Genomic DNA, 11,063 nt, shown 5'->3' on the forward strand with positions numbered 1-11,063 from the left:
AACGCGCAGCCTACGACGCGGCGGGCCCGACGGGGGCCGAACCGTCGACAGCGGGTTGACCTGTGTTGCAACCGAAGCCGTTCGCCCGGTACGTGCCGTCCGCGGCGAGGCGGGCCTCGGCCGAGAGCAACATATCCGCTTCGAGCTGACGAACCTTGGCCGCGGGCGTGCCCTCACCGCCGAGGCGGCGATCCCCGGGACGCTCGTACAGCGGTGTGCCGCCGCACATGGCCTCGGCGAAACGCTGCCGTCCGGCGAGCTGACGCTGTTCGGCCCTGCGCTGGTACTCCTCGCGCCGTCCCGGCTCGATCGCCGCGACGAACGCCTGCGGATGTACCACCGCGAGCAGTCCGGAGACATGCCCGAAGCCGAGCGAGGTCACCAGACCCGCCTTCAGCCCGAACTTGTCGCCGAAGCGCAGCGGTTCGCGCGCCCACACCAGATGCGGGTATTCCCGCATCTTCTCGTCCACGCAGTCCAGACTCCGGTTCGGCGGCACCACACCCTGTTCCAGCACCTGGCACAGGCCGATGAGCTGGAACGCGGCCGCGCCGCCCTTGGCGTGTCCGGTCAGGCTCTTCTGCGAGACGACGAACAGCGGAGCGCCTTCGGTGCGTCCGATGGCCGCCGCGAGCCGCTCGTGCAGTTCGGACTCGTTGGGATCGTTGGCCGCGGTGGAGGTGTCGTGCTTGGAGATCACCGCGATATCGTCCGCGCCGACACCGAGTTTGCGCAGGTCGGCGGCGAAGCGGGATTCCCGTCCGCCACGGCCCGCACCGAGCGCGCCGAGTCCGGGCGCCGGGATGGAGGTGTGCACGCCGTCGGCGAAGGACTGCGCGTAGGCCACCACACCGAGCACCGGCAGGCCGAGTTCGAGCGCGACGTCACCGCGGGCGAGCAGAACCGTGCCGCCACCCTGCGATTCCACGAACCCGCCGCGACGACGGTCGTTGGCGCGGGAGAAGTACCGGTCGCTGATGCCCTTGGCGCTCATGGCCGCCGAATCCGCGGTGGCCGACATATCGCCGAAGCCGACGATGCCCTCGATACCGAGATCGTCGAAACCGCCCGCGACCACGACCTCGGCCTTGCCGAGCCGGATCTTGTCGACGCCTTCCTCGACCGATACCGCCGCCGTGGCGCAGGCCGCGACCGGATGCACCATCGCGCCGTAGCTGCCGACGTAGGACTGCACCACGTGCGCGAGCGCCACGTTCGGCAGCGCCTCCTGCAGGATGTCGTTCGGGCGCGGCTCGCCGAGCAGGTTGTCGACGTAGAGCGAGCGCATCGAGGACATGCCGCCCATGCCGGTGCCCTGGGTGTTGGCGACCAGGCTCGGATGCACCCAGCTCATCAGTTCGGCCGGGCTGAACCCGGAGCTGACGAACGCGTCCACCGTGCAGGCGATGTTCCACAGCGCGACCCGGTCCACCGAGGACGCCATATCGGCGGAGATTCCCCAGATGGTCGGATCCCAGCCGGTGGGGATCTGCCCGCCGACGGTGCGCGAGAGCTTCGCCTTGCGCGGCACCCGGATCTCGGTGCCCGCCTTGCGCGTCACGGTCCAGTCGCCGGAGTCGGCGACCGGGGTGATGACGGTGTGTTCGGGATCGGCGGCGTGGAAGGCGCGGGCCTCGGCCTCGCCACCCACCGTGAAGGAGAGATCCTGATCCAGGAAGACCGAGGTCATCAGCGGCGCGGCGTTGTCGACCATGGCGCCGTCGTCGCCGTAGCGGCGCACGCCGCAGCGGGCGACCACGGTGTCGTGATAGCGCTCGGCCAGTTCCGATTCCGGCACGAGATCACCGGATTCGGCGTCGTACCATCCCGGCTTGGGATCCTGCTCCCAGGTGACGAGGCCGGTGGTCCAGGCCAGCTCCAGCACGCCCGCGGCGGACAGCTCGTCGGAGACCTCGACCTCGAAGCGGGTGCGCGAGGACCCGTACGGGCCGAGTTCGCCCGCGCCGACGATGACGACCATATCGGCGAGATCGGCGGTCACCTCGCCCCATTCGGGAACGGGAAGCGCCGAACTCAGAGTCGGGGGCGCGGGCAGCGCGGCGATGGTCACGGCACCCGTCTCGTCCGTCTCCGCCTCGGCGGCGGCATCCTCCGCTGCCTGCTTGGCCAGTTCGGGAAGGTTGAGCTTGACCCGGGCGAGGCCGCCGGTCAGGTCGATCTGCTGTGGGCCGGTGGTGGTCACCTGGCGGGCACGCGAGGTGCACCACTTGAGCAGTTCGTCGGCCATCTCGAGGGTGGACCAGGTGTGCACACCGGCCTTCTCCACCACCGAGACCACGGGATCGTTGTGGCCCATCAGCCCGGTGCCGCGCACCCAGCCGATCAGCGCGTGCACCAGGGTCACCCGCGAGGACCACGACTTCTCGACCCGCGAGCGGGCGACGAGGGCGTCCAGCGCGGCCTTGGACTCGCCGTACGCGCCGTCACCGCCGAACATGCCGCGGTTCGGCGAACCGGGCAGCACCACGTGCAGTTTCGCGTCGACATCGTGGTCGGCGCCGATCGCGGACAGTCCGCCGATCAGCCGCTCGACCGACCAGAGCAGCACCTTCATCTCGATTTCGGCGCGGGGGCCCGCGTCGGACAGATCACCGGCGACCCGCGGGGCCGCGAACGGCAGCAGCAGGGACGGCGTCATCGCGTCCTTGATCTTGACCTTCGCGCCGCCCGCGTTGTCGACCTGCTCGTTGCCGACCCAGTCGATCAACGCGTCGATGTCCTGGTAGGAGGCCATATTCGCGGGCACTACCCACAGCGCGGCACCCTGGCGGGCGTTCTCGCGGTAGAGCGTGCGGTAGAAGGCGAGACGTTCGTCGTTCAGGCTCGAGGTCGTGACGATCACGGTCGCGCCGCCGCCGAGCAGACGGCCGGTGGCCGCCGCCGCGATGGAACCCTTGCTCGCGCCGGTGATCACCGCGATATCGGAGGACCACACGCCGGGCTCGTCGGTCTGCGCGGCCGCCTCCGCGATGCGTCCGTAGACGCCCGCCAGCACGGAACGGGCCTCGTGCTTGGCCCGCTCGCGCCACCAACCCGCCTGCGCGGCAACCGCTTCGCCCGCGCCGACGAAACCGTCGATCGCCACGTCGTCGGTATCGGTGGCCAGCCACAGCCTGGCCAGATCCTCGCGGGCGGTGGCCCAGCGATCGTCGATGAGAACGGCCTTGCGGGCGTCGAACGCGGGCGCGACCAGTCGCGGCCAGTCCGAACCCAATTCGGCCGAGACCAGATCGACCAGCGATTCGTCGGCCGCCTCGACCGCCGAGAGCTGTTCGTTCAGGCCGAGTTCGCTCAGGATCACCCTGGCCGCCTTGGCGAGCACGCCGTCGCGTCCGGTGATCTGCTCGGTGAACTCACCCAGCGCCGCCGCGTCGACGGTGCCGCCACCGCCGCCACCGGTCGCGGGCAGCGAGACCGCCACACCGCGCCTGGCGGCGACCGACTGCACCGCGGCGTCGATGGCCGCGTCGACCGAAGCGCCGTCACCCAGCGCGCCGCCGACGAGTCCGCCGAGATCACCGCCGCGCACGCTGGCGCCTTCGCGGGTGCCGAGGGAGACCTCGGCGGTGACGTGGTTGGCCCAGCCGTCGCCGAGTTCCCAGACCTTCTTCACGCGTTCGGCGATGGCCGCGGGCCTGCGCCCGGACGGGCCGAACACCTTGCGCAGGTGGTCGCCGATCGAATCGGAGAGCACCGAGCCGAAGGGCTTGTAGGTACGTGCCAGCCGTTCCACGGTGGCCGAGAGCGCGCCCATGTCGGCGTCGGCGGCACCGTCGATGGCACCGAGCGACAGCTCCGCGCCGAGGTCGACGAGCAGCTGGTTACGCCGGGAGGAGACGCCGTCGCACAGCCCCTCGATGGTGTCCACCGGACCGATCTGGTCCATCCGCAGCTTGGTCCACAGCGCGATGAGCACGCGGGTGGCGTCGGCGGCGGTGAAGGCGATGTCGTCCGGGCGGGGTCCGCCGGAACTCGCGACCGGAGCCGCGGGTGCGGCGGCGACCGGGGCGGCGGCGGGAGCCGCGGCGGCGACCGTCTCAGCGGCCTCCTCCGGCTCGTCGGCCGGGGCCGGATCGGTATCGGTCGAGTAGACGATGCCCGCCTCGCGCTCGATGTTGAGCACCTCGACGGTGGCGGTGCCGAAGCTCGGGAGCTTCAGGGTCTGGCTCGCGAGGTTCGCCACGGTCGGCGTCGCGCCGAGACCGATCTCGACGAACCGCTCGACCCCGAGTCCGCCGTGCGCGGTATCGGTGAACAGCAGGTCCTGGGTCTCGATCCAGCGCACCGGGCTGGCGAACTGCCACGCGAGCAGTTCGATCAGCACCACGCGGCACAGTTCGGTCGGGCGCTGCGCCCAGCTGTCGAAGTCGGCGAGCACGGCGGCCAGCGGTTCCGACGGCACCAGATCCGCGATCTCCTGGACGAAGGCGCGCTCCAGCGAGAACGGCCTCGGCACCAGGTTCGGGATGTAGCGGCCGAGCAGGACCTCCGGGTGCAGATCCGCCGGAAGCAGCTGCTCGAGCTTGTGCCGGAACTCCGGAACGCCCTTGCGCAGCACGGTCGAGTGGAACGGCACGTCGATGCCGGGCACCAGGATGAAGGCCCGCTTGCCACCGAATTCGGCACGGCGACGGTCGATCTCGGTCTCGAGAGCCTCGAGACCGGCGACCGTGCCCGCGATCGCGTACTGCGAACCGCGCAGGTTGAGGTTCACGACCTCGAGGAATTCGCCGACCCGCGCGCCGACACCGGTGATGAAGTCGATGACCTCGTCGTCGGGCAGTCCGATCTGCGACGGCCGGATAGCGGCCATCCGGTAGTCGCTGCGGCCCTTGGAGTCGCGCGGCACCAGCTCGTGCATGGCCGAACCACGCTGGAAGACCACCTCGAGGACGGCTTCGAGCGGCAGCACGCCCGCCACCGCCGCGAGGGCGTTGTACTCGCCGACCGAATGTCCGGCCAGCATGGCGCCTTCGACGAAGGCTCCGGCCTCACGCAGTTCGGCGACCTGGGCGACACCGAGGGTCGCCATCGCGACCTGGGTGAACTGGGTCAGGTGCAGCACGCCGTCGGGATGACGGTGTTCGACGCCGCGCGCCTTGAGGTAGGTCGGGTTGTCGCGGACCACGGCGAGGATCGAGAAGCCGAGCGCCTCGCGGGTGTGCTTGTCGGCGCGCTCCCAGACCTCCTTGGCGGCCTTCGACCGGGTGCGGGCGTCCAGACCCATTCCCTTGCGCTGGATGCCCTGGCCCGGGAAGGCGTAGACGGTCTTCGGGGCGGCGGTGCGACCGGTCGCGGTCATCACCAGGTCGCCGCCGGTGCGGCAGGAGACCTCGACGATCTCGCTGCCCGCGTCCACCGCGACGCGTTCGACGCGCACGTCGATCTGCGCGCCCGGGCGGACCATGCCGAGGAACCGGGTGGTCCAGGCCGTGACGGTGCGCGCGGGAATCGAGCTCTCCGGATCGACCGCCGACACCGCGTGCTGGGCGGCGGCCGAGAGCCACATGCCGTGCACGATCGGGCTGCCGAGTCCGGCCAGCTTGGCGGCGGAATCACTGGTGTGGATCGGGTTGTGGTCACCCGAGACCGCGGCGAAGGCGTGCATGGCGCGCGGGGCGACCATGGTGACGTCACGACGCCTGCGACGCGGGGTGTCGGTCGCGGAGTCGGAGACGGTGCCCGCCGCGCGCGGCGGATCGGAGAGCTCACCCGCGCCGTTGCGGCCGCGAATGGCGAAACGTTCGGTCAGCGTGGCGACGGTCGGCATGGAGAGCCCGGTCTCGGGCTTGTCCAGCATGCCGGTGATCTTCACCGTCACCTCGACGACACGACCCATATCGGTGTCGACGGTCTCGCCCGCCGTCGCGCGCACCACGAGAACGCTGGTCTCGGAGGGCAGTTCGCCGTCGAGTTCGATCTGGTGATCGAGGTGGACCAGGTCGAGCATGCCCTCGATGACACTCGCGCCGTCGGCGGTGCGGGTGGCGCCGAGCACCGCGAAGACGGCGGGCCAGCACGCGCCGACCAGCACATCGGGCACGGTCCGGCCGAGCGTGCTCAGCGAGGACGGCAGACCCGAACCGGTGACACCGGCGTGGTCGGCGATCAGATCCGGGGTCCAGGCGACATTGAGGTGGGCGACGCCGCTCTTGACCTCGGGCAGCGCCTGCCCCGCCGCGACGGCGAGCAGCGCGGACATGGCGGTTTCGGCGTCGGCCTCGGTGATGACGGGCGCGCCGCCGTTGTAGAGCGAGGCGGGGACGGTGATCCTGATCCGCACGGCATCGCGGCCGAGCAGCGGAACACTCAATTCGACGTAGGAGTTCTCGGCGTCCGCACCGGTGGTCTCCACCAGCGTCGCACCGGTGCGCGGGTGCACCGCGCCGTTGCTGTCGACGGTCCACTCGGCCGGAGCGCCGAGGCGGTGGACCGGGTTGATGGTGGTGCGTCCCGACCATTCGACATCGGGTGCGGCCAGCACCACGTCGACCGGGCCGCTGGTCACCCCGGCGGCGCGACGCGCGTCGACCTGGCCGGGGACCACACCGGAACGCACCAGCGAGTACGCGGTGTCCTGTTCGAAGCGGTCGAGCAGTTCGCCGACCGGCTCGTCGACGCGGGTGATGCCCGCGACCGCGACGGTGCCGGGGATGACGCACACCTGATCGGCCGAGTAGCGCGGGTCGTGGGCCTGCCACAGCGAATCCGAACGCCACCAGCGACGCACGTCGCCGTCGACGACGGGCACGAAGTTGACCGGCTTGCCCGGGATCTTGCACAGGGTGACGAAGAACGGCACGTCCGCCGGATGCAGCAGGGTCCGCTCGGCCGACGGGTACCGCTCCCTCAGCGCGCAGATCGCGTCGACCGGACGCTCGAAGGCGTCGTCGGCGGCGAACAGCGTGGGGATCTCACCGCGATCGGCCGGGTTGAGCCGGGATTCGGTGCGCCGGATCATCTCCGCGAACCGGTCGCGCCAGGTGATGTCGAGCCACACCGAGCGGGTGGCGTCGATGATGGCGTCGCCGATATCGCTGCCGCAGTCGAAATCCTTGCGGCGGTCCAGGCCGACGGCCAGTTCGACGTAGCGCTCGAGCCATTCCAGGTAGGTCATGGTCGCCACGTCGCCGAAATACGGCTTGGCGGTGGCGTCGAGCGCCGCGATGATCTCCTCGCGGCGTTCGGCGACCGCGTCGGCATCGCCGGCGACCTCGTCGAGCAGGCGGCCGGTGCGCGAGGCGGCGTTGTCGATCTCGTGGATGTCGGCACCCAATTGGCTACGGCCCGAGGCCATTCCGCCGTTCGCGGTGCCCGCGCCGACCCAATCCGGCGTGCCGGGGGTGTCGACGAGCAGTTGCTTGACCTCGGGGGCCGTCGTGGCTTCGAGGGTCGCCATGGCCGCGGTGCCGACCAGCACGCCGTCCAGCGGCATCGCCGGGTAGCCGTGGGTGGCCGACCAGGCGCCGGTCAGGTATTCGGTCGCGCGTTCCGGCGTGCCGATGCCGCCACCGACACAGATGACCACGTTGGCGCGTTTGCGCAGTTCGGCGTAGGTCTCGAGCAGCAGGTCGTCGAGGTCTTCCCAGGAATGGTGACCGCCGGCCTTACCGCCCTCGATATGCATGATCACCGGGTAGTCGGGGACCTCGTCCGCGATGCGGAGCACCGCGCGGATCTGCGCGACCGTGCCCGGCTTGAACGCGACGTGCGAGATGCCGACCTCGGTGAGTTCCTGGATCAGCGCGACGGCCTCTTCCAGTTCCGGGATACCCGCGGTGACGATGACGCCGTCGAACGGCGCGCCCGCACTGCGCGCCTTCTGCACCAGGCGCTTACCGCCGAGCTGGAGCTTCCACAGGTAGGGATCGAGGAACAGCGAGTTGAACTGCACCGCGCGTCCGGGATGCAGCAGCGTCTTCAGTTCGGCCACGCGGTCGGCGAAGATCTGCTCGGTCACCTGGCCGCCACCCGCGAGTTCCGCCCAGTGCCCGGCGTTCGCCGCGGCAGCGACGATCTTCGCGTCGACGGTGGTCGGGGTCATGCCCGCGAGCAGGATCGGCGAACGACCCGTGAGCTTGGTGAAGGAGGTCTCGACGACGATCCGGCCGTTCGGCAGGCGCACCGGGCGCGGCGCGTACGTCGACCAGGCGGGGGCGACCTCGGGAGCGGCGCCCGGGGTCAGCAGGCTGCGCTGGCCCGCGCGGGTGGCCGCGGCGACGATGCCGACACCGGTCCCCTTCAGCGAACTGCCGGTGACCCGGCTCAGCAGATCACCCGGGCCGAGATCCAGGATCCATTCCGCGCCCGCGGCGACGACCTCGTCCACGGTGCCGACCCAGTCGACCGGATCGACGAGGATTTCCCCGGCCAGCCTCGCGGCCAGCTCCTGGTCGATCCCGCACTGTCCGGCCCAGCCGGTCACCACGTCCACCGTCTCGGCCAGTGCCGGGTGGTGGAAGGCGACGTCGACCAGCAGGTCCTCGAAGACGGGGGCGAACACCGCGCCGCCGAACTGCTTGGCCTCACGCGCCTTGGTCTGTTCGTCGTGGATCTCGGTGCAGCGCTGACGAACCCGGTCCAGCTGGGCCGGGGTGCCCGACAGCACGACGCGCCTGCGTCCGTTGCGGATCGAGATCACCGCCGCGGCGTTCGGATCGACACCGGCCGATACCTCGGCGAGCACCTCGCGCAGCCGTTCGGGGTCGACATTGGACACCGCGACCATCGAGGAGCGTTCGCCCACCGGCATCAGTCCGCGCCGCCGCGCGACCAGGCTGCCCGCCGCGCCGACCAACTGCGCGATGGCGAGCAGTTCCGCGTCGCGAGCGCCGCCGGTTTCCACCGCCGCCGCGGCCAGCCGTCCCTGGGAATGACCGACGACGGCCACCGGGGCGTGTTCGGTCGGATCGAGTCCCTGCAATCGCAGCGCGCGCAGCGCGGCGAGCTGCGCCAGCAGCACACCGGGCATCGAGACCGCGGCACTGCGCAGCACGGCCTCCGACGGCGCGCCCGAGGTCTCACCCTGATCGGCGTCGACGAGCTCTTCCTCGAGCATCCACGCGATCGGGTCGAACCCGACGGGGCGCACGACCAGCAGTTGTCGCGCGACGGGCTCCAGCATCGCGGCGGCCTCGTTGACCAGGTCGGTCAGCTCCGGCTCCAGCGCGCTGTCACGCCCGATCTCTTCCAATTCGCCGAGCCATTGGGCGCCCTGTCCTCCGAACGCGAGCGCGTAGGGCGCTCCGTCCAGCAGACGATCCAACAGCGGCGCCCGCACCCCATCCCGCTGGGGGGTCGCCTTCGCGCTCGGTCCGGTCCCGGTCTCGGTGCTCTCGTTGATCGTCAAGACGCTTCGACTTCCTTCTCCTGGCAACACACCCCTGTCCGGTGCGTCGCTCCCTCCGGTTCGCACTACTCCGCAACCTCTAGGCCTGTTATGGGCGAGGATTCCACAGAATCATGAGGAAATCCTCACGTTTCTCGCCGGCCCCCACCCGTACCCCTCGGTATTCAGGTACAAAAGTGCCAGAATTATTAGAAACATGACCCCTCCTCATATTTGAACCCGCAGGTCGTTTCAGTTACCAACGCGTACGAAACATGAGCGCTCCTCATGTTGACCGTTGCGAAACCGTTATAATCCCAGGTCGGGTTACCGGCGAGTACGACACTCGCCACATGAGCTTCGCGATCGCGGTCAAGGCCGGTAGAGTTTGGACGGTCGTACCATCAAGCGCGAGTGGCGAAATTGGCAGACGCGCCAGATTTAGGTTCTGGTGTCCACGGACGTAGGGGTTCAAGTCCCCTCTCGCGCACAGTTTCACGTCATCCGTGACACCTTTTCCGCCCCGCGCCGGAGTGCGTTCGCACCCGCGGGGGCCGTCCCCCAAAACACGCTCGGACCTGCGCCGATACTTGATATGTCCGACGGACGCGGACCCATCGATCGCCTGCGAGGAATTTGCTGGCGGGTGCGATCGGCGGCGATCGCGCCGGTCATCCCGCTGCGGCCGCTGTTGCAGGAACCTGTTCACCGACCGCAGGTCACGAACCGCTCGGTCCGTAGCCGCGAAGGCCTCTCCCCCAGGGAAATCCACACTTCTTCGGCGACGGAGGCTGCGCCGGCGGCGAGCACACCCCGACTGCACTGGACTTTTGTCCAGAACCCCGCGCGCGAACCCGCCGACCCGGCCACGGCGGACCAGGACATCCGCACCGCCTCCAGCGCCCATTTCCGCGCTCCCTATCGATTTCGGCGTCGAGCGGACCGCACGCCGACGACCGGACCCGCTCATCGCGCACCGACCGCCGGGCTGCCCACCGGGCCACCCGGCGGCGGGGCGCGGTCCGAAACGAGTCGCCGAGTTCTAGGCGTCGAGCAGCAGTTCCTCGATCCGCGCGGCGCAGAAAGCGGTCACATCGATCTCCGCCGCAAGTCGCAGCCGATGAGCCATGCGCAGCAGCGGAATGCCGGGCAGGACGGCCGCGAGGATCTCGTTGTAGCGCAGATTGCGGACCTTCATCCCGGCGCGTTCCTCGTAGCGGGCGATGGTATCCGCCCTCGTCGGCGTGCCAGCGAGTCGTTCGACGACCTGATGTTCCGAACACGCCCGGTCCAGGAACAGCATCCAGGCGAGGTCGGCCTCGTGGTCACCGATGTGGGCGATCTCCCAGTCGAGGACACCGTTGACCCGGAATTCGTTGTCGTAGAGGATATTCGACATGCGAGCGTCGCCCCAGCAGAGCGTGACGTGTTCGGGTTCGTAGAGGTTGGCGCGTAACCGGCGCGCCGCGCGGCGCAGGGTGGGCGGCGGGGTGTCCGAGGCCCAGTCCAACGCGGACTCGACGTAGCCGACGATCTGTTCGAGCCGGCGGTATCGCGCACTGACCCTGCGCGCTCACGGCTGTCGCGCGCCGGCCTCGTCCAGGGTCGGGCGCGCGTCCACCGAGAGGTGTGCGCCGACGCGTTGCACGGTCTGGTTCATCTCGTAGGCCACCATCCCCATATTGGCCGTCTCCACGGTCAACAACGCCAGGCA

2 protein-coding genes and 1 tRNA gene are annotated in these 11,063 nt (G+C 69.9%); 1 reads left to right on the forward strand and 2 read right to left on the reverse strand.

The features are described 5' to 3' along the window. Nucleotides 1-10: 10 nt before the first annotated feature. On the reverse strand, nt 11-9,370 hold the full coding sequence (locus DAT37_RS07645; protein WP_109523944.1) for a type I polyketide synthase: 9,360 nt from the start codon (nt 9,368-9,370) through the stop codon (nt 11-13). Between the two features lie 387 nt (nt 9,371-9,757). Between DAT37_RS07645 and DAT37_RS07650 the strand changes: the two genes are divergently transcribed. Then, nucleotides 9,758-9,839, forward strand: a tRNA-Leu gene (locus DAT37_RS07650). A 552-nt stretch (nt 9,840-10,391) separates the two neighbouring features. Here DAT37_RS07650 and DAT37_RS07655 read toward each other — a convergent pair. Next, on the reverse strand, nt 10,392-10,883 hold the full coding sequence (locus DAT37_RS07655; RefSeq protein ID WP_332873271.1) for a phosphotransferase: 492 nt from the start codon (nt 10,881-10,883) through the stop codon (nt 10,392-10,394). Between the last annotated feature and the right edge of the window lie 180 nt (nt 10,884-11,063).

It is taken from the genome of Nocardia aurea (assembly GCF_003123685.1).
Taxonomy (GTDB): Bacteria; Actinomycetota; Actinomycetes; order Mycobacteriales; family Mycobacteriaceae; genus Nocardia; species Nocardia aurea.